The sequence below is a fragment of the Paenibacillus sp. FSL K6-1217 genome (assembly GCF_045040735.1).
Taxonomy (GTDB): domain Bacteria; phylum Bacillota; class Bacilli; order Paenibacillales; family Paenibacillaceae; genus Paenibacillus_AQ.
The window spans coordinates 3,034,588-3,058,076 of the sequence record NZ_CP150271.1 but is presented as its reverse complement, the minus strand read 5'-3'; the positions used below and the strand labels follow the sequence as shown (position 1 = coordinate 3,058,076).

Sequence of the window (23,489 nt, the reverse complement as noted above, 5' to 3'; positions counted from 1 at the left end):
AACCATCGTTTGGGCGGCGTAGCTAGAAGCTACTCAATGTTGCCGGGGTACCTCAGAATTGCCGAAGTTTCTCATGGCTGTTTGAAGTTGTTTGAACCTAATCTAAGCTACAATCCGCCATGTCATGGCTAGTGGATAGCTTCGTAAAGGTTTGTTCTTTTGCAGTAAATATTGCCCCCGCTTAAACAGCGGAGAGAACGAAACGATTGTGGAAAAGCGGCAGCGGTCGCCTTGGTCTCCGGATTTTCACCGCTAAGGGGAATGAAAAAAATCTGGAGACCACAGCGATTGTAACAACGGTCCGTTCGCGGAGCGTCCATCCAAGTGCTACCGTAATTGCTTCACTGGCCGGAACAAATTTGTCCTTTTGCAGTACCATTACCCCGCTTAAACAACGGTCCGTTCGCGGAGCGTCCACCCAAGCGCCATCGTAATGCTACGTCCAAAACTGTTGTGGTTATCATTTTGTTATCAATGCTCTGGATTTATCATGTATCTGCCCGTCTCCGCTAGGTATGATTAATCTATAAACAAAGTAAACGGATACACGTTGACCAGCAAAGGGGAGCAGAAGCATGAAAAACTTGGTTACGCCTGCCAGCGTAAAAGGCGAGAAACTGGATGTCAATGCGGGGAAGCCCCGGAAAAAATCGAAATGGACTAAGAACCTTAGCCTGGACCTGATGGTCCTGCCGGCTCTGATCCTGACCGTAATCTTCGCCTATATCCCGATGACGGGCCTGGCGATTGCCTTCAAGAATTACAAGCCGGGCTTAGGCTTCAGCGGGTCCAAGTGGGTAGGGCTGGAGCATTTTGAATATCTGTTCAGCATTCCCGAGAACGTTCAGATCATCTGGAACACCCTGATTATTGCCGGTCTGAAAATGATCGCCAATCTGATCGTTCCATTCCTGTTCGCGCTGCTGCTCAATGAGATCCGCAAGATGGCGTTCAAGAAAATGGTACAAACCATTGTCTATATGCCCCACTTCCTGTCCTGGGTGATCCTGGGCGGTATCCTGTCCGACCTGCTGGCCAGAGACGGGGGCTTAATCAATCAGGTGCTGGTCAGTGTATTCGGCATCCAGCCGATATTTTTCCTGGGTGACGGGAACTGGTTCCGGTTTGTCGTTGTAGTGAGTGATGTCTGGAAAGAGTTCGGCTTCAACACCATTGTCTTCCTGGCCTCCCTGGCGGGAATTAACCCGGCACTCTATGAAGCGGCTGAGGTAGACGGAGCAGGACGCTGGCAGCAGACATGGTCTATTACGATGCCGGCCATGCTGCCGATTACCATCGTGGTAGGAACGCTGGCGCTGGGGAACGTGCTTAACGGAGGCTTCGACCAGATCTTCAACCTGTATAATGCGCTTGTGTTCGACAAAGGAGATATCATTGATACATTTGTCTACAGACTAGGAATTGTTGACGGTAAGTTCAGCTTCTCTACTGCGGTCGGATTGTTCAAATCCGTTGTCAGCTTTGTCCTGATCGTAACGGCTTACCGCCTTTCGTATAAATTTGCTAACTACCGTATTTTCTAGAATGGAGGCCAATCTGGCATGTATCATAAAACAAAACCTTACCGCATCTTCACCGTGTTCAACTATATCCTGATGATTGCGGTCTCGATCATGTGTGTTGTCCCGCTGATTCATGTGCTTGCTGTATCGTTCAGCGGGAAATCGGCAGCTAATGCCAACTTGGTTGGTCTGTGGCCGGTAGATTTCACAGTGGACGCCTATACCAAGACCGTAGCCAATGAGAATTTCACCCGGTCCATCTGGGTGACGCTGCAGCGCACGGTGCTGGGAACGCTGTTCAGCATGGGGGTAGTCATTCTGGCTGCCTATGCGCTGTCCAAAGAGAACGCCCGGTTCAGACGCCGGAACATGTATATCTGGCTGCTGGTCTTCACCATGCTGTTCAGCGGCGGTCTGGTACCGATGTACATTCTGATTCAGAAGCTGCACCTGATGAACTCCTTATGGGTGCTGATTCTGCCGGGGGCCGTCTCGGTATGGAACATCATTCTGCTGCTTAACTTCTTCCGGGCCGTCCCCAAAGAAATGGAGGAGGCCGCCTTCATCGACGGCGCCGGGCATTTCAGAACCCTGTTCAGCGTGTATCTCCCGGTATCGATGCCGGCCATTGCCACACTGTCGCTGTTCACGATTGTCGGGCATTGGAACTCCTGGTTCGACGGTCTGCTGTATATGACGGATCACCGCAACTATCCGCTGGCGACCTTCCTGCAGTCGGTCATTGTTCAGCAGGACTTCAGTAAGGTGACTGTGCGGCCGGAGGATCTGGAGAATATCTCGCAGCGGACGGTCAAAGCCGCACAGATCTTCATCGGGATGGCGCCGATCCTTATCGTCTATCCATTCCTGCAGCGGTTCTTTGTGAAAGGAATTGTCCTCGGGGCGGTGAAAGAATAGCTGCCCTTCCTATGAAGGGGGTGATGCACGCGCTGAAAAAGATTGACTCATATAATTAATGTGGTTAAATTTTATCTAAAGGGGTGCAAGATTAATGATAAAGAAAATGAAATTCTCTGCGGCGGCAGTGTTATCCACAGTCATGCTGGGCAGCTTGCTGGCCGGATGCGGCGGCAATGCTGACAACAAGAAGGCAGAAGGGGACAACAAGCCGGCGGCAAGCGAAGACGCTATGTATTCGGCTCCCTTTGAGAATGGCAAATATACAGAACCGGTAACCATCTCAACCGTATTTCCCATCGCCAGCAGCCTGAAATTCAAGAATGGCGAGAACATCGAGAATAACGTGCACACCAAATGGGCCAAGGATACGCTGGGTATTGACATCAAGTATCTCTGGACCGTAAGTGACCAGAACAATGCCTATGAAACCAAGCTGCGCCTGATGCTGACCTCAGGTGAGAAAATGCCGGATATCATCTCCTTCCGTGGAAGCCCTTCCCTGATTTCCGATCTGATCGACAGCGGCCAGTTCACCGATGCCGGCGAATTGTTCGACAAATATGCTTCCGATATCTACAAAAAAGCGATGGCCGAAGAGCCGACAGTATGGAATCCCTACATGAGAGACGGCAAGCGTATGGGTATTCCGATTCTGGAAAACGCTTATAACAATGATCCGGTCATGTATATCCGTGAGGATTGGCTGAAGAAGCTGAACCTTAAGGCCCCGACGAATCTGGCTGAGCTGGAAACCGTGCTCGATGCGTTCACGAACCAGGACCCTGACGGCAACGGCAAGAAGGATACAACGGGACTGGCTGTAGGCTTCAAAAACAATCTGAACACATGGATGTCGGAAGCCGGATGGGTCTTCGGGATGTTCGGCGCCATGCCTAACCAGTGGAACAAGACGGCGGACAACCAGCTCGCTTACGGCTCTGTCCAGCCGGAGATGAAGGAAGGCCTGGCAACGATGCAGAAATGGATGAAAGAAGGCTATATCTCCTCCGAATCCGGTCTGTATGATGAGAATAAAGCAACAGAAGCTTTTACAGCAGGCAAAGCCGGTATCATTGTCGGCCCTTACTGGATGACAGGCTGGCCGCTGCCGGATCTGCAGAAGAACGTTCCAGGTGCAGTGCATAAGGCTTATCCGCTTCCGGCAGGCCCGGATGGCAAGGTAGGCAGACACGGCACGAAGATCGCCTCCGGTGCTGTATTGATCAACAAGGATATGGAGCATAAAGACGCATTCTTCGTCTACCAGAACTATCTGTTTGATAACTGGGCCAACCCGGACAGCACCACCTTCGTGAACGGCTTCGCCAAAGGCTATGACTATGATATCGCTGAAGACGGAACTGTCCTGAAAGAGCAGGATACGGATAAGATTCCAGGCGGCTGGGTGGATGCGATCCGTTATACCCTGACTTACGATGGAGCCATTATTCCTAACCTGATGATGAATACACTGGCCAAGCTGGCCGGCGGCGCTGAGCCTGCTAACCAGTATGAGAAGAATCTGTCCGAGCGTATTCCTGAGCAGATCTTAGCAGCCAAAATCATCGTCGATCAGAAGGACAGTGTAATGCCTGAGATGTTCACAGGTACGCCTACTGAAACTCAGCTCTCCCGTGGAGATATGCTGGAGAAGCTGGAGAAGGAAATTCTGAACAAAATTATTTATGACAAAGCGCCGGTAGACGAATTCGATACCTTTGTAGAGAAATGGAAAACTACAGGCGGCGACAAAGTGACCACAGAGGTCAATGAATGGTATCAATCTCTGCAGAAATAAAGATATAAAGAATAAGGGCGGCCCCTAGGCCGTCCTTTCATTCGGAGGAGACAATGTGAAATATCGTCTGTCTATCTTTCAGTGGCTGTCGTTTGTCCTGATGCTGATGCTGCTGATCATCGTAGGTGCGTTTTGGCTCATCTACCGGCTGAATGTGAAGGACATTCAGAATGAGCTGAGAAAAAATAAAATGTACGAGGTTGAATTCATGACCTCCCAGCTATCCACGCAATTTGAACAGGTGCTGACAAATACCATTACTTTGTCACAGGACCAGTCTGTGCGTGGATATCCTTATATTCTGAAGTTCGGGGATCAATATTCCAAATATGAGATGAAGCTGACTATCATCGATAAGCTGGCCCTGAACACGGCCTCCACCTCCTGGAAGAATACAGTGATTCTGTACTATGAGGATGAGAAAGAGACGGTATCCTCGGATTCCTCCTTCTCCTTCAGCACCTTCAGCCCCCCGGAGCAGGCGCGGAACCGCTGGGTGCTGCACATGGATAAGGAAGGCAAGGGATATTACTCCAACATCATGCGCAGTCATATCAGCTCGCTGTTAATTGAAGTCAGGATTTCTCTGGATAATCTGGTGAAAATGATGGATCAGTATGTATCCGGTATGCCGCTGCTATACGATGCCTCTGAGCGGGCCTTTATTCAGCCGGGGGCAGCATTTCCGCAGGAGCTGTTACAGTCGATCAGTCCTGGGATTAACGGGAACAGGGGAACCATCTCCGCTACAGAGAATCGTGCAGAGTATCTGATTAACTATATGAAGTCGGACATGCTGGATTTGTATTTCATAGACGCCTATCCCAAGCGCCAGTATATCGAACCGATTAACCGCAATAACCGGCTGTTCCTCTATGCGGTACTGGTGGTGCTGGTGGGTATTATGTTCTACACCCTGCTGCTTCGCCGTCAGGTCCAGAAGCCCGTGATTATGCTGCGCAAGGCGATTGACCGGTTCGACCGGGGCGACTTTTCCAGCCGTGCCGTCGATCTGCAGGTCAATGAGTTCAAGGTGCTCGGCAATTCCTTTAACCGGATGGCGGAGAATACCCAGACACTGATTGAGCAGGTCTTGGTAGGGGAGATTGAAGTCAAGGAAGCGAAGCTGAAGCAATATCAGGCGCAGATCAATCCGCATTTTCTCTATAACTGCCTGAACTTCATTCAGAGCAAAGCCAGCATTGAGGATTATGAGGCCGTTACCGCAATGACGCTTCATTTAGCCTCTTACTGCCGGTATATTCACAAGATTGAACAGCTCGATTCGACGCTTCAGGATGAATTGGATTTCGTCGAGCATTACTTGCATATGGTCCATCTGCGCAAAAAAGAAATCACCTTCGAGTTCGGTGTCACGGCAGAGGCGCGCAGATACCGGCTGCCAAGGATGATTCTGCAGCCGCTGGTGGAGAACTGCATTAAGCATGGCATTGAACCGGGCCTGAGGCCCGGCATCATCTCGGTTGCCGCAGAAGAAGAGGCTTCGTATCTTCTGATTACCGTGAAGGATAACGGAATCGGCATGACGGAGGAGCGACTAGGCGCGGTCCGCCGCCATATCGAGGATCATATCATCAGTAATGAACAGCTCGGAACCGGGCTAAGGAATGTGAATCAGCGGCTGCGCTTGTATTTTGGCAAGGACTCCGGGTTATCCGTAGACTCCGTGCTGTCCGAAGGCACCTGTTACCGGATTCGTATTGAAAAGGAGGGAGAAGCTCATTCTGCAAATTCTGCTGGTAGATGATGAACAATATGTCGTAGATGATCTGGAGCTTGCTTTTCCATGGCAGGACTTCGGGATTGAAAAAGTATATAAAGCCTACTCCGGCGCCCAGGCCATACAGATGATCGGGCAATACCCGATTGATCTAGTCATTACGGATATTGCCATGCCCGGGATGAGCGGGCTGGAGCTGGTGAAGCAGGTGCGGGGGACCCACCGGAGAACCAAGTGTATTCTGCTAACCGGCTATGCCGAGTTCGAATATGCCAGGGAAGCCCTTCAGTATGGGGTGGTAGAGTATCTTGTTAAGCCGCTGGATCACCAGAAGCTGCGTGCTGCTCTGGAGAGCACGATTAAGACCATCAAGAAGGAGCTCGACCGGACGGCATCCTATGAGCAGGCGATGCTGGCCTTCCGGGAGCATCTCCCGGCGCTGAAGGATAAGCTGCTGGCCGAGCTGATTCAGGGCAAATCCTATCCGCAGGAACAGCTGAAGGACAAGCTCAGCGGATATCAGATTGATTTTCAGCTGAACGACCGGGTCTTCCTGATTCTGATCCGTCTGGAGGAGCATTTCACGAACTTCGGGCTGGATAGCCAATTGCTCTTTGAATACGCGGTGACGAACATTGCCTGCGAGCTGCTGGGCCCGGGCTTCGAGCTGTGGCATGGCCGGGATGCTTACGAGAACCTGGTGTTTATTGTGAAGAGCAGTGAAGCGGGGGCGGTTGACCCGGACAAGATTCTCAAGCAGCTAACCCATAATACCCATCAGCTGCACAGCAGTGTGAATGAATATCTGAATGGCGGAATCTCGGTTATTCTGTCCTACCCGGGGGAATTCCCGCTGGATATCCGCGCCATGTATGAGGATTCCCAGTCGGCGTTAAGACAGCAAGTGGGCAATGACCAGGGCTATTTCATCTCCTTGACGGACAAGCAGAAGAGCTCGCCGGTCCAGCCGCTCAAGGACTTATATGCTTCCCCGACCCTAATGCATCTGCTGGAGACCGGCCAGTGGCAAGGGTACAAGGAACGGCTGCTGCAGATGCGAGAATTCAGCAACAATCTGCCTGCCTATAATGAAGAGTACATTGAGGAGATCCGCAGCATGATCCTGGGCTCTTTTCACTATATTGCCCACAAGAATCATTCGTTGTTATCGGATCTGGTGGGACGCGAGCTTCTGGAGAAGACGCTCTTCCGATCCGTATCGCAGCTGATTAGCTGGGGGGAAGCGTTGGTGGATACCCTGCAAGGCAAGCTCGAACGGGATACACAGAATAACCGGATGGGCATTGTCAAGGAGATGCAGAGCTGTATCGCGGCTAATCTGGCGCAGGCCAGCCAGCAATTCGTAGCGGACGCGGTCTCGCTTCATCCGGCGTATGTGTCCAGGCTGTTCAAGCAGGTCAGCGGGATCAGCATCAGCGAGTATATCTTGAATATGAAGATGGAGCAGGCCGTAGCAAGCCTCCGCAACTCCGAGCTGAAGATCTATGAGATCTCCGAGCAGCTCGGCTACGCCAACAGCCAATATTTCATCAAAGTGTTCAAGGAGCAGTTCGGCATGACGCCCCAGGATTACCGGGGGAAGTTGTGAGGAGCATACTATTCTATAGAGCCGTGAGCAGAAGGGGCTCACGCTCTAGCAATCACTTATTAGCTAAATTAGTAGGAAGAGAGTAAAACGAAGATAAATTGACTTGGAGTCGAATTTCTTCTAAAAATGTAAATATTAAAACTTAAAAGTGATATTTTGGAATACGGAATGGGTAATATAGGATTATAGAGAATAAAATAATATGGAGGTGCAGTGGGGCTATTCATTGCAGGATATCCAAAATAGGCTTTTGTGGCATGCCTACCGACGATATCTTGAAATTCTCTAATTACATTTACAAGTATAATAAGGAGAGTTGACAATGAAAAAGAAAGTGATTATGAGTGCGTTTATTCTAATTTGGTTAATTGCACTCATGCCTCAAGGAACATTAGCAAATGGAAAACCCAATGATGTAAACGATTTCAAATCGGCGATTACTAAAATATCTTCTGCAGCAACTGAAACTTTTAATAGGGATGAAGTATCTGAACAATTGATTCTTTGGCTACAAGAGCAAGGAACAACTGTAACTGATAAAAGCGTTATTCAATTTGTCCCGGCAACTCAAAATATAGAAACATTTAGGGGGGAGAGTGAGCGGCAGGGAGAGGCTGTGCTTGTTTGGAACAATTATGGTGATGAGGAAGTATCTATTAGCACAGTACTACCTCTCTCTGTAAATGGTAAATCACTAAATTTGGTGGATATTAATAAAGATTCAGGCACACCTGGGACTGTCGGATATGGATTGACATCAAAAATTTGGTTAACTGCTAATTATGATTCATTATATGGAACGATTGAGAATATTCGTCCATTGAAACTGGATGTTACTGCTTATGCTAACAGTGGTTATAATATGAATAATTTTAAAGCAACTTGGGTTACACAAGGAGACTTATTGACTTATCCAGGATATACTACTGCTCCTGAAGGGGGAGGATTCCCTGTAAGACATGAAATAACTACAAATGTTAGCTCGCCTATTATGGGGCTAAGTACACAGGTAGCAACCCTTTAAGTAGCAATAGGATTTTCAAAGCAGGTGGAGGACTTGCTTGGATATGTGGGATCGCTTACGATGTGAATATTAATGGTACAAATCATCACTTTGAAGTACACAATTTAATTTAAGAGATAATAATATTATGTATTGAATAATATACTGAAATAAAAACATGCTTTTGTTGGAGAAGGTGACTAAAGATGAATAGAAAATACCTAAGGGTGGTCTTCATAGGTTTGTTCATGCTTCTTATGAGTGCTTGTCAAAAAGACAATCCCTACGATTCTCTGTTTCGCCATGTGGAGGAGCAGCGTACTGTGTTTGCCATGACAAAGGATGAAGGGATTGCCGCTCTGGACTTGGTAGATTACGAGGATAAGAATAACACGCTTACTCTAAATGAAGAACTCACGGCAGAGGATCAAAAGTACGGACAACGAATACGACTCGACAATAATCAATTAATTGAAGGTTATGAATTGGTAACACGATTGCCGAGATCCGAGATTGGATACCAACAAGCCGAGAGAATTGTGGAGGCCTTCCTGGGACACTATAGCCCTTCTGAGGAAGAAAAAGAGAAGGTGGTTGATTCTATCCATGCCGTCGATGACAAGACTTTTCCTGTCAAGCCGGAGGTTAAGCTTGTGACAGAATCGTGGGAGAGTAATGATAAGGGAGGGAGCATGAGTATTCATTATAGATTGACCAACAGTCTAGCGAACGCCGAGGAGATATCTTTGGTATTACAATTTCTCCGCACAGCTTCTCCCTAAATAATTATGCTTTATCCCCTGATATCAAAGGTTTCGGCTCATTCGAGCTGAAGCCTTTTTTGTTATACAGGATATTATGATATCTGTCTATTGTGGGTAAGAGGGTGACGACCATACGGGTTGTCTGGACCGGAGAGGTCCTGACATCAATCACCCCGCAGGGTGATTGATTCTTTTAAAAACCACAGCCACTCCATATTTGTGATCCTTTTCAATAGATCAAATTTAAATATGATAACCGATTGACATAAATATGTTAACCGGTTATCATAAAGTTGCATCCGAAATGTATGCGCATTCAAAACAATTATTTGTATGGGGGGAATTCAGTTGAAATTGAGAAGAGCTGCAAGCTTCGTCATCTCTCTAACGGTGGTCATGGGGGTATTGGCCGGTTGTGCCAAGGGGAATTCAACGAACAGTGCCGTCAAGGAAGACAAGGGAGATGGAGGGGGAGCGGCACAGCAAGCCTCCAAAGACGTTAAGCTCACCTTCTTCAATACCTCTGCAGAAGTCAATACCGTATTCGAGGAGCTGTTCAAGAAGTATCATGAGCAGAATCCGCAGGTGACGATTGAACTGATTCCTACGCCGATCGGCGGCGCGCAGCTTGAGAAGTTCCAATCCCTGCTGGCCTCCGGCAATCCGGCGACAATCGTGAATCTGGATGCAGGCACCATACTTCAATATAAGGATGATTTTCTTGATTTAGAGCCGGAGAAGGCGAAGTATGAAGCGCTGACCAATCCGGGAGCTATCGACGGCGCGTTGCTGGACGGACAATTCCTGGGTATTCCCTGGACTGCCCAAGGCTACGGTCTGCTGTACAACAAGCGTGCAGTAGAAGAGGGTATCGGCGGTGCCTTTGATCCAGCATCGGTGAAGACCCGTGATGATCTGGAAGCGGTCTTCAAGAAGATTGAAGCGGCTGGCAAAGCACCGGTCATGCTTCACGGGGCAGACTGGTCGCTCGGCGCCCACTATCTGGGATTGACCTATTCCCTGCAGTCGCAGAAGGTGGAGGACAACCGGAAGTTCGTGGAGGAGCTGAAGAACGGGCAGGTTCAACTGACGGAGAATCCGCAGTTCACCGGACTGATGGATACCTTCGATCTGTTGAAAAAATACAACGCACGTAAGAGCGACCCGCTCGTTGCCGATTATAACCGTGACAGCGCGGATTTCGCCAAGGGAGCTGCCGCCTTCTACTTCATGGGAGACTGGAGCTGGGCGGTTATCGGAACACTGGAAGGCCGCGATGCCGACTTCGGTATTCTGCCGCTGCCTGTGAGCAATAACCCGGAGGATTTCGGCAACGCGCAAGTCGCCTACAGCGAGCCTAAGCTGTTCGCCATCGATGATTCGAAGTCTACGCCGGAGCAGCAGGAAGCCGCCAAAGCGTTCATCGAATGGATGGTCAGCAGTGAGGACGGACAAAAGGCCATTATTACCGATATGGGGCTGTCCATGCCGTACAAGGATCTTAAGGCGAAGAGCACGAACGTTATGTCTAACGCCGTCAGCGAATACGTGAAGCAAGGGAAGATTATCAACATCGGTGTCATCAATTACCTGCCGCAGGATTACTGGGCCAAGACCGGAGCTGCGATGCAGAAGTATCTGGTAGGCAATATCGACCGCCAGGGGCTGGCGCAGGAGGTTCAGGATTACTGGAAATCGTATGCGGGGAAATAGAGAATGTCTTCGTTTGTGCTATATAGATTGAACTTGTATTTTTCTGATTGGGATTGCTGTGACTCCAGAGAATGTTTGGCCCTCCGTCACTTTTCCCTTTCAGGATTGCTTCGAGTTCTATCTATACAAGAACAGGCTGAACTGGGATATTCTCCAGTTCAGCCTGTTAAGAGGAAAGGGGGCAGCACTATGAACAAAAAGCTATCACTGAAGAATGCGGGGACATTCTTGGTCTTTGGAGGTCCCTCGATCTTCGCTTTTGCCGCCGTTGTGATTATACCGTTCATTGTCGGCTTATATTTGACCTTTACGAACTGGGATGTGCGGACAGGCGACAGCAGTCTGATCGGCTTCGCCAACTATCTGGAAGTGTTCAGGGATAAGGTCTTCCTTCAACAGCTGTGGTTCACCCTGAAATATGTTTTCTTCACCGTGGTGATTGCCAATGTGTTCGCCTTCTTCATCGCGCTTGCCCTGACAAGAGGCGGGAGGGGGGAGCAGTGGCTGCGCACCGGCTTCTTCACGCCCAATCTGGTTGGCGGAATCGTACTCGGATACCTGTGGCAGACGCTTTTCTCACAGGTGCTGCCTTACCTTGGGAATAAATACGGCTGGGAGCTGTTTCAGACCTCGTGGCTGACGAATACAGGGACCGCATTCTGGGCGCTGATTATTGCAACCGCCTGGCAGCTGGTCGGGTATCTGATGATCATTTATATTGCAGGCTTTACAGGTGTTCCGAATGATGTGCTGGAGGCCGCCAGCATCGACGGGGCGGGGCGGACTTCGGTAATCCGCAGAATCATTCTGCCGCTGACGGTGCCGGCGATTGTCATCTGCATTTTCATCTCCCTGTCCCGTTCCTTCCTTACGTATGATATCAACCTGGCCTTAACCAAGGGCGGACCGTTCAATTCAACGGAGCTTGCCACCTACCACATCGTGCAAAAAGCCTTCCTGTCCAATCAATATGGCGTCGGCCAGGCAGAGGCAGTCGTCCTGTTCGCAGTCGTGGCGATCATCGCCCTGACGCAATCCTATCTGCTGAAGAAGCTGGAGGTGGAATCATAATGAATGCTGACCGGCGCATCCTCCCGGGACTGCGGACAGGGTTCTTATACCTGCTGCTGCTTGCCTTTTTAACGCCATTCCTGCTGATCATCATGAACTCGTTCAAGACCACCCAGCAATTCTTCGAGAGTCCCTTGTCCCTGCCGACAACGATTAACTTCAAGAACTATGCAAGTGCTTTTGACAATATGGACTTTATGCAGGGGTTCATGAACTCCTTGATCATTACGGGAGTATCCGTAGGTATCATTATTATTTTCTCGGCGATGACCGGGTACCTGTTCGTACGCTACAAGTGGAAGGTGAACTCCATACTCTTCTTCCTGATGCTGGCCTCGATGGCCCTTCCCTTCCAGGTGCTGATGATTCCAATGGTGATGCTGTACGGGAATATGGGGCTGCTGAATACCAAGCTGACGCTGCTGTTCATGTATCTCGGCTTCGGGGTGCCGTTTGGCGTATTCACGTTCCACGGCTTTATCAAAGGAATTCCTTATGAGCTGGAAGAATCGGCATTTATCGAAGGGAGCGGTACGCTGCGGAACTTTTTCAGCATTGTGCTGCCCTTGCTCAGGCCGGTGTTCGTAACCCTGCTGGTACTCGATGTGCTGTGGATCTGGAACGACTATCTCCTGCCCAGTCTGGTGCTGCTGTCGCCGGATCAGAAGACCCTGCCGCTATCCACGTATACCTTCTTCTCCTCCTATTCTGTGGACTATGCGCCGCTGATGGCCGGGCTGATTATGACGATTATACCCGTGCTGATCATCTACCTGTTCCTGCAAAAGCAGATCATCAAGGGGATCACGGAAGGTGCACTGAAATAAGCGGGGAGAACGATGTAGCTGTAATGCACGCAGAATTCATCTATAATTGGAACTAAAAAACAAGGTGGTTCCTATGCCGAATCTGAAAGACGTCGCCAAGCAAGCGGGACTTTCTGTCAATACAGTGTCCAGAGTCCTTAACAATAGAGGGTATATCAGTGACAAGACCAAGGAGAAGGTCTACCGGGTGATGAAGGAAATGAATTATCAGCCGAATGAAATGGCCCGGGCCCTGTTCCGCAAAAAATCCAATATGATCGGGCTGATCATACCGACGATTTCCCATCCTTTTTTTGCCGAGCTGACCAATTATCTCGAATATTATGCCGACCTTAAGGGCTACAAGCTGCTGCTCTGTAATTCCAACCGCAACGTCTCCAAGGAAGTAGAGTATATCGATATGCTCAAAAAAAATCAGGTCGATGCGATCATCATGGGCAGTGCCGTGCTGGATGTGCAGCATTATCTTCACCTGGGCCTGCCCATCGTCTCGTTCGACCGTGTAATCTCAGAGGATATCCCCGTGGTCACCTCGGATAATCTGGAAGGCGGCAGACTGGCTGCCCGGTTATTAACCGGCAAGGGCTGTCATCATCCGGTCTATATCTACCGGGGGATTGACGGTCCGCAGCATCATTTCATGCTGGCCGGGCTGAGAAGGCAGGGGTATGAAGAGGAGATGAAGCTTGCCGGGCTTGCGCCGCTGTTCTTACAGCTGGATGTGGAAGAAGGCAGCTACACCGGGGGCGACACCGCCATTGCTGCATATTTCGAGGAGCATCCTGAGATCGACGGGGTGTTCGCCAGCAGTGATGTGATCGCCGCCGAGGTCATTCATGCCTGCAACCTGCTGGACAAGGATATTCCTTCAACGATGCGCATTGTGGGCTACGATGATGTGCAGCTCGCATCACTGGTCTCACCGCGATTAAGCACCATACGGCAGCCGATCCAGGAGATGAGCGAAGCCCTTATGGAATTGGCGGTCCAGCAGATCGAAGGCCTGGCGGTGGCGATGGTGAACACGTTCCCGGTAACGGCGGTGGAACGCGGCACGACTTAATACCAGGGGCTGGCAGCTTTGCTGCCAGGATCTTCCTTAGTAGAGCGTCAGGTTTTTCGCATACCTTTGACCCGATGGCCTCATCATGCGTAGCGAATAATCAGAGATAAGTGTATTCGGTGCAACTAAAAACAGTGAAAAGGAAGGTATTCCTCTCCTAACTGTATTCCATACAACTAAATTTGCTGGAATGGGCGAAAATCCAGGTGTAGAGGTATTTTAATTGCACGAAATACAGCTAAACAGAGATTCGGCGGCATATCCGGCGATTTAGTTGTACAGATTGCAATTAAGCTATTCGTATAGTTGTAAAGCTGAAGCTGTCCTATTATATTAACCGGTTAATATAGAGTCTTGCCCTGTTCTCCCGAACAGAGGAAGCAGGCTGACCCGGGTCAGGAGGGTACGGATGGCTGTAACCATCAAGGACGTTGCCGAGAAGGCAGGCGTCTCCGTCACTACCGTCTCCCGTGTGCTTAATAACCGGGGGTACCTCAGTGAGAGTCTGAAGCAAAAGGTGAACGAGGCCATGGAGGAGCTGAATTACCATCCGAGTGAGGTGGCACGCTCCTTGCTGCGCAAGAAGTCCAATATTATCGGTCTGATCCTGCCGGATATCTCCCATCCGTTCTTCGGGGAGGTAACCAAGCATATTGAGGCCTATGCCTATGAACAAGGCTATAAGCTGATGCTGTGCAATTCCCTGCATCACAAGAAAAAAGAAAAAGAGTACATTGATCTGCTGAGAGCCAGCCGGGTCGACGGCATTATTATGGGCAGCCACACGATGAGCGTGAACGATTACAAGTCGATTAACCTGCCGCTGGTGTCGCTTGACCGGCAGATCTCTAAGTCGATCCCGTTCATTGCCTCGGATAACTATCAGGGGGGTGTGCTGGCTACCCGGCTGCTGCTGCGCAAAAAATGCCGGAGCATCGCCTATCTCAGCGGGAATCTGCGCCTCAGCCTGCTGGCCAAGCAAAGGCATGACGCCTTCCTGGAGCAGGTCAAAGGGCAAGATGTTGCGTATACCGTACGGCAAACCGATCTCAACGGATTCAAGTATAAGGATTACGAAAAGCTGGTCAGTAGTCTTTTTCAGGAGCGTCCTGAGCTGGATGGCGTATTTGCGAGCAGCGATATGCTGGCATTGCAGGTGCTCAAGCAGTGCAGAAGGCTGGGCAGAGAGGTGCCCGGTCAAGTCAAGGTCATAGGATATGACGGAATTGCCGCCTTAGATGCGGAGGAGCTGACTACCATCGTACAGCCGATCAAGAAAATGGGTGAGCTGGCCGTTCAATATCTGCTGCAGCAGATTGCCGGTGAGCCGGTCCCGCTGGAGACGATTCTTCCCGTCCGGTTAGCGGAGAAGGGAACCACTTGAAGCATACAGGATTCATTCACATGCGAACGATATGGAGGAAATATAGATGAATTTCATTCACCGCGTAGCCCCTGAATTACGGGAAGGGATTGCAGGCTTGCCGCCGCTGCATCTGCCCGGGGATCTGGCCGCAGCCCGGAATATGGTCCCGTTGCCTACTGAACCGTCAGACTGCGTCCGCATTACGGAGCGGGTCCTGATTGCCGGTTCCGGGCCGGTGCGGATCAGAATCTATGAACCGGCGAAGCGGAGTAAGCATAAGCTGCCAGCCCTGCTCTGGACCCATGGGGGCGGCTATATTCTGGGCCAGCCGAGCGGCGATGATGCGTTATGCGAGAGCTTCGTCCTCGCGGCCAACTGTGTTGTCGTGTCGCCTGATTACCGCCTTGCCCCGGAGCATCCCTACCCGGCAGCGGTGGAAGACAGCTTCGCGGCATTGGTGTGGCTCGCAGGTCCGGGGAATGATCTCCAGATTGACGGTTCCCGGATTGCCGTAGGCGGCGCGAGTGCGGGCGGCGGTCTGGCGGCTGCCTTGGCCCTGATGGCTAGAGATAAGGGAGGTCCTGCCCTCTGCTTCCAGCTTCCGCTGTATCCGATGCTGGACGACCGCAACATTACACCTTCCAGTTATGAGGTAACTCACCCTGCGGTGTGGAACCGGGCCAACAATCTGGTGGCATGGGAGATGTACCTGGGCGGACCTGCCGGAGGTGCAGACACCTCCCCTTATGCGGCACCCGGCCGTGCGGATCAACTGGCGGGACTTCCGCCCGCCTATATCTGCGTTGGACAGCTCGACCCGTTCCGTGATGAGACGATAGACTATGTGGCCCGGCTGGCCCAGGCCGGTGTAGAAGTGGAGTTTCACCTCTATCCGGGAGGCTATCATGGCTTCGAGCATGTCGTACCTGCAGCCGAGGTCAGCCGCAGAGCCAGAGAAGGCTATATCCATGCGCTGGCAAAAGCTTTGAACTCTTAAATTGTAAAAAGAGGACGGGTTTTTGAAAGTATTGCGTACACAGAAACCATAGAATGGACAGGACGCAAGGATATTGGAGGGCCAAGGGGGAATACGGGTGTTTAGACTCGGGGAGACAATACGATTTGAAGATCAGGAGAATGATCTGTTAACAGTGGGCGAACTGCTCGTGGATATGATCTCCAATGAGTACGGCGAGGACACGGTATGCGACGGGTATACCAGATATTTTGGCGGATCGCCTTCGAATATTGCCATTAATGCGGGGAAGCTGGGCATCCGGTCGCATGTGGCTTCGGCGGTAGGAAGGGATAGCCTGGGCAACTTTCTGATGAACCGGCTGCGCAGCTCCGGAATGGCGACAAGCGGAATCCAGCAGGTGGATGATTCTACCAGCATGGTAGTGATTACGAAGAGCCAGGCTACGCCGGTTCCGATCTTTTACCGCGCGGCGGATTACCGGCTGGAGTACACTGAGGCACTGGAGCAAGCTTTGCTTCATTCCAGAATTGTCCACTTCTCCTGCTGGCCGATCTCAAGAACACCCTCCCGTGAGACGGTGGAGCGGGTGATCCGGACGGCCAGGAAGCATAAGCTGCTGATCGGCTTCGATCCGAACTATCATCCCTCGATCTGGCAGAAGGGGGAGGACGGGGTGGCCTATGTCAAAAGCATCATCCCGCAGGTGGATATCATCAAGCCTTCCGGGGATGACGCCGAGCGTCTGTTCGGGCCCGGCACGCCGGAGGAGCAGCTCTCAAGATTCCTTGCGCTTGGTGCGAAGCTGGTCATTCTGACGCTGGGCAAGGATGGGGCACTAGTCTCCAACGGAAGCGAGACGATGTCTTTTGCCACCAAGGCTACGCAGATTGAAGATACGACTGGAGCAGGAGATGCTTTCTGGTCCGGCTTCTATACGGCTGTTATTAAAGGGTATACGCTCGAAGAGGCGCTGGAGCTTGGGTTTGCCGTCAGCGCGTACAAACTGAAATTCACGGGTGCGGTAGTGGATCTGCCTGCGCTGGAGACCATTAAGCAAGAATTCAACCTGTAGGAGGCTCTGAAATGACACTGAAGAATCAAGTGCAGTTAATTACCTATCCCGATTCGCTGGGCGGAGACCTGAAGCAGCTTCATCAGGTGCTGCGCGGTCCCTTCGCCGGGCTGTTTGCCGGGGGGATTCACATCCTTCCGCCCTTTCCTTCTTCGGGGGACCGCGGCTTTGCGCCGTTGACTTATCTGGAGATCGAGCCGGAATTCGGCAGCTGGGAGGACATCCGCAGCATCGGGGAAGAATTCGATGTGCTGGTGGATCTGATGGTCAACCATATCTCCCGGCAATCACCGTATTTCCAGGACTTCCTGGAGCATGGCCGGGCTTCTGAATATGCGGATCTGTTCCTCACGCTGGACAAGATCTGGGAGAATGGTGAGCCTGTGCCTGCGGATATCGGGAAGATGTTCCTGCGGCGGCCGCTGCCGTATTCCACCTTCACGACCTCGCGGGGGGAGGAAGAGAAGGTCTGGACGACATTTGGCAAAACCGATCCTTCCGAGCAGATTGATCTGGATGTCCACTCTCCGCTCACCCGCGACCTGCTGCGGCAGTTCTTCCTGAACTTCAAAGAGCAGAATGTCAAGATCGTCCGGCTGGATGCGGTCGGGTATGTGATCAAGAAGCTGGGCACCAGTTGTTTCTATGTGGAGCCGGAGATTTATGAATTCCTGGATTGGATCAAGGAGATGGCGGATTCGCTGGACATAGAGCTGCTGCCGGAGGTGCATGCGCATCACAGTATCCAGACCAAGCTGTCAGAATACGGCTGCTGGATCTATGATTTCATTCTGCCGTACCGTGTGCTTGAGGCGCTTACCGGAAGATCCAATACGGCGCTGTACGACTATCTGCGGACCCGCCCGCATCAGCAGTTCACCATGCTGGATTGTCATGACGGAGTTCCGGTGAAGCCGGATCTGGATGATCTGATTGATACCAAGGAGGCGCGGGAGCTGGTGGATCTCTGCGTGGAGCGCGGAGCGAACCTGAGCCTGATTCTGTCGGAGGAGCATAAGGCCCCGGACGGCTTCGATGTCCATCAGATCCGCTGCACGTACTACAGTTCACTGAATGAGGATGACGATGCGTATCTGGCAGCCAGAGCGATTCAATTCTTCGCGCCGGGTATTCCGCAGGTCTATTATGTAGGCCTGCTGGCTGGCCGTAATGATCTGGAGCAGGTAGCCCTGACAGGCGAAGGGCGGGAGATCAACCGCCATAATTATACGCTGGAGGAGATTGAAGCCGAATCACAGCGCGAGGTTGTGCAGCGGCTGATGAAGCTGATCCGCTTCCGCAATACGTACAGTGCCTTCGGGGGAGAGTTCCGGGTACTGGAGGCGGCGTCAGATGAGATCCGGCTGCTGTGGGAGCAGGGAAGCGAATATTGCCGGCTGCATATTAACCTGCGGGATTATAAGACTGTTATCGAATATATAGATCAGCAGGGACAAGAAGCGGTATACTGGGTCTGATTCTAATTCGTTAAGGGGGAATGATGATGGCTACAATGCAAATCAGCCTGTTCTCGGCAAGTCTGAAGCGGGAGGTCACGATCCAGGCCATATTGCCGGTGGATGTGCCGGAGGGCTGGGGATTGCCGGCCTGGTCGGGCCAGCCCTTGAGATCGCTCTATCTGCTGCACGGCTTCTCGGGCAGCCAGAACGACTGGCTGAACTTCTCCAGGATCAGGGAGCTGGCGGACAGGCAGCAGGTGGCAGTATTCATGCCGGCCGGGGAGAACCGCTTCTATGTCAATGATGAGCTTAGGGAAGAATATTACGGTGAGTATATCGGCAGGGAGCTGGTAGACTTCACCCGCAAGCTGTTCCCGCTATCAGTGGCCAGAGAGGATACCTGGATTGGCGGCTTATCGATGGGCGGATACGGCGCGATCCGCAATGGCCTGAAATACGCGGAGCGCTTCGGCCGGATCATCGCCTTATCCTCGGCCTTAATTCCGTATAGAGTTGCTAATATTGCCCCAGACTATAAAGACGGAATTGCCAGTTATTCCTACTATACCAGTGTCTTCGGTGATCTGAGCCGGCTGCTCCGCAGCGACAAGGACCCCGAGCAGCTGGTGCGTGATGTGAAGGTGCAGGGACTTGCCCTGCCGGAGCTGTACATGGCGTGCGGAACCGAGGATATGCTGCTGGATGTGAACCGCCGATTCCATCAGTTCCTGGAAGCTGAACAGGCCGCCCATTACTATGAAGAAGGCCCTGGCGACCATAACTGGGTGTACTGGGATAAGCATATCGAAGCTGCGCTGGACTGGGCGGCTGCTCCAGTGAGCTGAATACAAGAAAACAACAAAAAGCGAGAAGGATCGAAGGGGGATTTTGGAACTGTAGGAGCGGTAGCGACCGCCTGAAAGCTTTCCGTAGGAAAGCTCGCTTCGGAAGCATCAGCTGTCACCGGATTTCTACCGCGAAAAGCGGTGTAATTAAGAAATCTGTACACAACAGCGGCCGGAGGGCCAAACATTCACCGTAGTGACGACAGAGCTTTAAGTTGATTTTTTTAGCTTATATAACTGCAAATTGCATACTTATACGCCCTTGGGTCCTACCGAGAAGGTATCGGCTCAGGGGCGTGCTGAATTCCGGGGAAAGGAAGAGGCGGGGATGATCCGAACCAACAGTATCGTGTTCAAGTTTGCGTTGCAGATGACCGTGATTCTTGCGATCCTGCTGTCCATCCTTGTGCTGAGTAACATCTACTCCCTGGAGGTGGTGCGGAGCAATGCACTGACCGGCTCGCGTAATACGCTGGCCCTCTATCAGGCAAACATTCATAACAACTTCAACAATTTCTCCAAGGACCTGATTGAGGTGTTCGACCATAACGTGGATGCCGCTGTGAATTTGGCGGGGATGGATGAGAACAGCCGGTATTTCAAGGTCCAGCAGCTCAAGAATAGCCTACAGGCCAAAATAGCAGGCGATAATTCGAGCGACGGCATGTTCATCAGGCTCTCAGATGAGCTGGTGCTGGAGCAGTTCAATCGCCGGATTCCATCGGAGGATAAGCTGGCTCTGGTGGATTTTATCAATATGCATACATTCAGTACGGCTCCGGCAGCACCAAGCGGGGAATGGAAGGTCTTCCAGATCCGCGGAGAGTCCTACTTGTTCAAATATATTACTTATTCAGGGGTCAGCTTCGGAACGCTGGTGAAAGCGGACACGCTGCTGGCCATGGTCGACAGGGGAGGCAATGATCAGAACCGGTATGTGCTAAGTGATTCGCAGGGCAATATACTGGCAGCGAGTAACATCTCTCTGCAGGAGGGCGAGTCGACGCTTGAGAGCTTAAGCAGGCAGTATAAGCGGGATTCCCTGATTGTATCTGAACCGATCGGCGAGTTCGGGCAGATGACTCAAATGGTTGCCAAGGGCAGTCTGTTCTCAGGCCTGAAGCTGATTCAGTGGGGGATAGCCCTGCTGGCGGTTCTCTCGGTCATCGTGGTGCCGCTGGTGCTGAGATTCCTGACGAGGGATGTGCTCAGACCGATTCTGGAGCTGGTGAAGGCGGCGAAAGCGGTTGAACAGGGGCAGCTGGAATACCAGATTCCGCAGAATACCCCCTACTCCTTGGAATTCCTGAAGCTGTTCCATGCACTGGAGTCCATGGTCAGTGAAATCAAGGATCTGAAGATCCAGTCCTATGAAGAGCAGATCGAAATCAGCCGCGCCGAGATCAAGTATCTGCAGATGCAGATCAGGCCTCATTTTTTCCTGAATGCGATCTCAACGATTACCAGCCTAACCTATCAGCATAAAAATGAGGAGATCCGCCGGCTGATCTACTGCCTCTCCGAGCATCTCCGGTATATGTTCCGAGGGGGGTTGATGGAAGTGACGATGGAGGAGGAGATCCGGCATACTGAGAATTATATCCGGATGCAGGAGATCCGTTATCCTGAGCAGATTTTTTTCATGATCGAGATGCAGGAGGAAGCGCGGCAGGTGCCGATTCCGCAGTTCATGATTCAGACCTTTGTGGAGAATACGTTCAAGCATGCCATGTTCGTTCAGGAGCTGCTGTCCATCTTCATCAGAGTGCGGATGGAGAACCGGGACGGGAGTCCGTTTGTCAGTATTGTAATTGAGGATAACGGGGCAGGCTTCGCTTCCGAATGGTTGGACCGACCGGAGCACGAAGCGGCGGGGGAGGACGGGGGCAGAGTGGGTATCGCCAATATCCGCAAAACCCTCAAGCTGCTCTACAAACGCGAGGATCTGCTTCAGCTGTCCAATGTGGAGTCTACAGGCGCAAGAGTAGAGCTGTGGATACCTGTGAACCGGATGGACCAGCCCATATCAGAGGGGGATAAATATGCGTTGTATGCTGATTGATGATGATATCCCAACCGTGGAAGCCCTGCGCAGGATTGTCAATTGGGAGGAATTCGGGATTACGGAAGTGCAGGCCGCCCATAATATACAGGATGCGAAGCAGTTATTCGAGCGCGGCGAGCCGGATCTGATCATCTGTGATATCGAAATGCCGCGCGGCTCAGGGATTGAGATGATCCAGTGGGCGAGAGACCGCCAATATGAAGGCGGGTTCATCTTCCTGACCTGTCATGAGAGCTTCAGCTTCGCTTCCAAGGCGATCTCGTATGATGCCGACTCTTATCTGGTCAAGCCGCTGGACAAGCAGGAGCTGGAGGCGGCGCTACGCAAGTCGATGGATAGGCTGAAGAACAAGATCATGATGGGCGAATACAGCAAACTGGGTCAGGCATGGCTCAAGAATCAGGATCTGATGGAACGCAGCTTCTGGAGTGATGTCCTGACAGCGACGATATCTCCCCGAATCCAGCTTATTCAGAGTGAAGTGCAGAAGCGCGGGCTGGCCATCCCAGTACAGGCAGAATACAGGCTGCTGCTGGTAAGTGTTCCCCGCTCCCAGATTGAACGGGAATGGGACGAGAGTATTTTCCATTACGCGCTCTCCAATCTGACTTGTGAAATTCTCAGCAGCCAGGCGGGCAGCGGCCGGATGATTGCCTATCAGATTGATAAGGTATTCTACAATGCGATCATTGCCGAGAGTACGGCGGATATGAAGGGGCTTGTGGCGAATGCCGGAGAGATCATCCGGCTAAGCAGGCAATATCTGAAATGCACGGCTACCTGTTACTTCAGTGAGCCAACTGCCATCTCCGGCCTCTCGCAGCTTAAGGCGGAGCTGGAGCAGGCGGATGAGTCTAATATTATTTTCAGGGGAAGGGTGCACCTGCCGAATGAGCCCTTCCATGTGGATCTATCCGAGCGCTACACTCTGGATACGGAGCTGTTCACCCTGCTGTTCGTCCAGAAGGAGAAGGCTCAGATTGTGAACCGGCTGAAGAAGGAGCTGGAGCTGCTGACCAGATTGAATAAGCTGGATTCAACGACGCTGCATTCGATCCGGGAGGACTTCCTACAAATCGTATACTCGTTGCTCTCCCGGCAGCATATCCAGGCGCACCGGCTCTTCGCCGATGAGGTGACCCAGGGCTTGCTCCAGAAATCCGACAGCAGCGTGTTTGATTTCATGAAGTGGGCACAAGCGCTGACGGACAAAACGGTGGATTCTATCAAAGAGGTGCTGCAGTCCGAAGGGGTGGTCGAGCGAGCCAAGCGGTTCATTCAGGAGCACTATACCCAGGATCTCAGCCGGGAGGATGTCGCTGCAAGTGTATACCTGACTGCCGATTATCTGGCGAAGGTCTTCAAGAATGAGACCGGGCAGACGGTCAAGGAGTATCTGAACGACTGCCGCATCAGAGCGGCGAAGCAAATGCTGATTGAGAGCCCGGCAAGCATCGGGGAGATTGCCATGGATACCGGCTTCGATACCCTCTCCTATTTCTCCACCGTATTCAAAAAATGGACAGGTGAAACCCCGGCAGCCTACCGCTCCAAGCACAAATCTGCCTTATAGTCATGACAAGGATGACCATTACGAAGCTCCGCTTCTCCTACCGGAGGCGGAGCTTCTTGCTTCGTTGGCAGGAATCGTGCCAAGGGTATAACTTAG

18 protein-coding genes are annotated in these 23,489 nt (G+C 51.6%); all 18 read left to right on the top strand.

Annotation, left to right across the window (positions count from 1 at the left end):
• Window positions 1-584: 584 nt before the first annotated feature.
• The 18 genes from MHH28_RS13480 to MHH28_RS13395 all read left to right on the top strand — a co-directional run bounded on the left by MHH28_RS13480 (window position 585) and on the right by MHH28_RS13395 (window position 23,393).
• Window positions 585-1,544, top strand: a complete 960-nt coding sequence (locus MHH28_RS13480; protein WP_405117070.1) for an ABC transporter permease — start codon at window positions 585-587, stop codon at window positions 1,542-1,544.
• A gap of 18 nt (window positions 1,545-1,562) precedes the next feature.
• Window positions 1,563-2,441, top strand: coding sequence for a carbohydrate ABC transporter permease (locus tag MHH28_RS13475; RefSeq protein WP_036724075.1), 879 nt, complete (start codon window positions 1,563-1,565; stop codon window positions 2,439-2,441).
• Between the two features lie 94 nt (window positions 2,442-2,535).
• Window positions 2,536-4,242, top strand: a complete 1,707-nt coding sequence (locus MHH28_RS13470) for an extracellular solute-binding protein (protein WP_405115681.1) — start codon at window positions 2,536-2,538, stop codon at window positions 4,240-4,242.
• Window positions 4,243-4,297: 55 nt separating this feature from the next.
• On the top strand, window positions 4,298-6,010 hold the full coding sequence (locus MHH28_RS13465) for a sensor histidine kinase (RefSeq protein ID WP_405115679.1): 1,713 nt from the start codon (window positions 4,298-4,300) through the stop codon (window positions 6,008-6,010).
• Complete coding sequence (locus MHH28_RS13460; protein WP_405115677.1) at window positions 5,964-7,592, top strand: response regulator; 1,629 nt, start codon at window positions 5,964-5,966, stop codon at window positions 7,590-7,592. The genes MHH28_RS13465 and MHH28_RS13460 overlap by 47 nt, the downstream gene beginning before the upstream one ends.
• Window positions 7,593-7,914: 322 nt before the next feature.
• The gene (locus MHH28_RS13455) at window positions 7,915-8,616 is read left to right on the top strand and encodes a hypothetical protein (protein WP_405115675.1); all 702 of its coding nucleotides are present in this window, start codon (window positions 7,915-7,917) and stop codon (window positions 8,614-8,616) included.
• Between the two features lie 185 nt (window positions 8,617-8,801).
• Window positions 8,802-9,377: a hypothetical protein gene (locus MHH28_RS13450; protein WP_405115673.1), complete on the top strand. Its 576-nt coding sequence runs from the start codon at window positions 8,802-8,804 to the stop codon at window positions 9,375-9,377.
• Between the two features lie 330 nt (window positions 9,378-9,707).
• Window positions 9,708-11,072, top strand: coding sequence for an ABC transporter substrate-binding protein (locus MHH28_RS13445; protein ID WP_405115671.1), 1,365 nt, complete (start codon window positions 9,708-9,710; stop codon window positions 11,070-11,072).
• Between the two features lie 189 nt (window positions 11,073-11,261).
• Window positions 11,262-12,143: a carbohydrate ABC transporter permease gene (locus tag MHH28_RS13440; protein WP_405115669.1), complete on the top strand. Its 882-nt coding sequence runs from the start codon at window positions 11,262-11,264 to the stop codon at window positions 12,141-12,143.
• A complete protein-coding gene (locus tag MHH28_RS13435) occupies window positions 12,143-12,970 on the top strand; it encodes a carbohydrate ABC transporter permease (RefSeq protein WP_405115667.1) in 828 nt (275 codons plus the stop codon). Before MHH28_RS13440 ends, MHH28_RS13435 begins: the two co-directional genes overlap by 1 nt.
• Before the next feature lie 73 nt (window positions 12,971-13,043).
• The gene (locus MHH28_RS13430) at window positions 13,044-14,033 is read left to right on the top strand and encodes a LacI family DNA-binding transcriptional regulator (RefSeq protein WP_405115665.1); all 990 of its coding nucleotides are present in this window, start codon (window positions 13,044-13,046) and stop codon (window positions 14,031-14,033) included.
• 409 nt (window positions 14,034-14,442) lie between these two features.
• A complete protein-coding gene (locus MHH28_RS13425; protein ID WP_405115663.1) occupies window positions 14,443-15,417 on the top strand; it encodes a LacI family DNA-binding transcriptional regulator in 975 nt (324 codons plus the stop codon).
• Window positions 15,418-15,463: 46 nt separating this feature from the next.
• On the top strand, window positions 15,464-16,396 hold the full coding sequence (locus MHH28_RS13420) for an alpha/beta hydrolase (protein WP_405115661.1): 933 nt from the start codon (window positions 15,464-15,466) through the stop codon (window positions 16,394-16,396).
• Between the two features lie 97 nt (window positions 16,397-16,493).
• Window positions 16,494-17,450 (top strand): carbohydrate kinase family protein, encoded by a 957-nt coding sequence (locus tag MHH28_RS13415; RefSeq protein WP_405115659.1) that lies wholly within the window; start codon window positions 16,494-16,496, stop codon window positions 17,448-17,450.
• Between the two features lie 11 nt (window positions 17,451-17,461).
• On the top strand, window positions 17,462-18,928 hold the full coding sequence (gene gtfA, locus MHH28_RS13410; RefSeq protein WP_405115657.1) for a sucrose phosphorylase: 1,467 nt from the start codon (window positions 17,462-17,464) through the stop codon (window positions 18,926-18,928).
• A gap of 26 nt (window positions 18,929-18,954) precedes the next feature.
• Window positions 18,955-19,755, top strand: a complete 801-nt coding sequence (locus MHH28_RS13405) for an alpha/beta hydrolase (protein WP_405115655.1) — start codon at window positions 18,955-18,957, stop codon at window positions 19,753-19,755.
• Window positions 19,756-20,083: 328 nt separating this feature from the next.
• On the top strand, window positions 20,084-21,817 hold the full coding sequence (locus tag MHH28_RS13400) for a sensor histidine kinase (RefSeq protein ID WP_405115653.1): 1,734 nt from the start codon (window positions 20,084-20,086) through the stop codon (window positions 21,815-21,817).
• A complete protein-coding gene (locus tag MHH28_RS13395; protein ID WP_405115651.1) occupies window positions 21,798-23,393 on the top strand; it encodes a helix-turn-helix domain-containing protein in 1,596 nt (531 codons plus the stop codon). Before MHH28_RS13400 ends, MHH28_RS13395 begins: the two co-directional genes overlap by 20 nt.
• Window positions 23,394-23,489 lie beyond the last annotated feature (96 nt).

Excerpts from the sequence above, each read along its gene's own strand:
- MHH28_RS13435 (WP_405115667.1), top strand. The coding sequence starts at position 12,143 with ATGAATGCTGACCGGCGCATCCTCCCGGGACTGCGGACAGGGTTCTTA.
- MHH28_RS13455 (WP_405115675.1), top strand. The coding sequence starts at position 7,915 with ATGAAAAAGAAAGTGATTATGAGTGCGTTTATTCTAATTTGGTTAATT.
- gtfA (WP_405115657.1), top strand. The coding sequence starts at position 17,462 with ATGACACTGAAGAATCAAGTGCAGTTAATTACCTATCCCGATTCGCTG.
- MHH28_RS13395 (WP_405115651.1), top strand. The coding sequence starts at position 21,798 with ATGCGTTGTATGCTGATTGATGATGATATCCCAACCGTGGAAGCCCTG.
- MHH28_RS13450 (WP_405115673.1), top strand. The coding sequence starts at position 8,802 with ATGAATAGAAAATACCTAAGGGTGGTCTTCATAGGTTTGTTCATGCTT.
- MHH28_RS13430 (WP_405115665.1), top strand. The coding sequence starts at position 13,044 with ATGCCGAATCTGAAAGACGTCGCCAAGCAAGCGGGACTTTCTGTCAAT.
- MHH28_RS13475 (WP_036724075.1), top strand. The coding sequence starts at position 1,563 with ATGTATCATAAAACAAAACCTTACCGCATCTTCACCGTGTTCAACTAT.
- MHH28_RS13420 (WP_405115661.1), top strand. The coding sequence starts at position 15,464 with ATGAATTTCATTCACCGCGTAGCCCCTGAATTACGGGAAGGGATTGCA.
- MHH28_RS13400 (WP_405115653.1), top strand. The coding sequence starts at position 20,084 with ATGATCCGAACCAACAGTATCGTGTTCAAGTTTGCGTTGCAGATGACC.
- MHH28_RS13470 (WP_405115681.1), top strand. The coding sequence starts at position 2,536 with ATGATAAAGAAAATGAAATTCTCTGCGGCGGCAGTGTTATCCACAGTC.
- MHH28_RS13425 (WP_405115663.1), top strand. The coding sequence starts at position 14,443 with ATGGCTGTAACCATCAAGGACGTTGCCGAGAAGGCAGGCGTCTCCGTC.
- MHH28_RS13440 (WP_405115669.1), top strand. The coding sequence starts at position 11,262 with ATGAACAAAAAGCTATCACTGAAGAATGCGGGGACATTCTTGGTCTTT.
- MHH28_RS13405 (WP_405115655.1), top strand. The coding sequence starts at position 18,955 with ATGGCTACAATGCAAATCAGCCTGTTCTCGGCAAGTCTGAAGCGGGAG.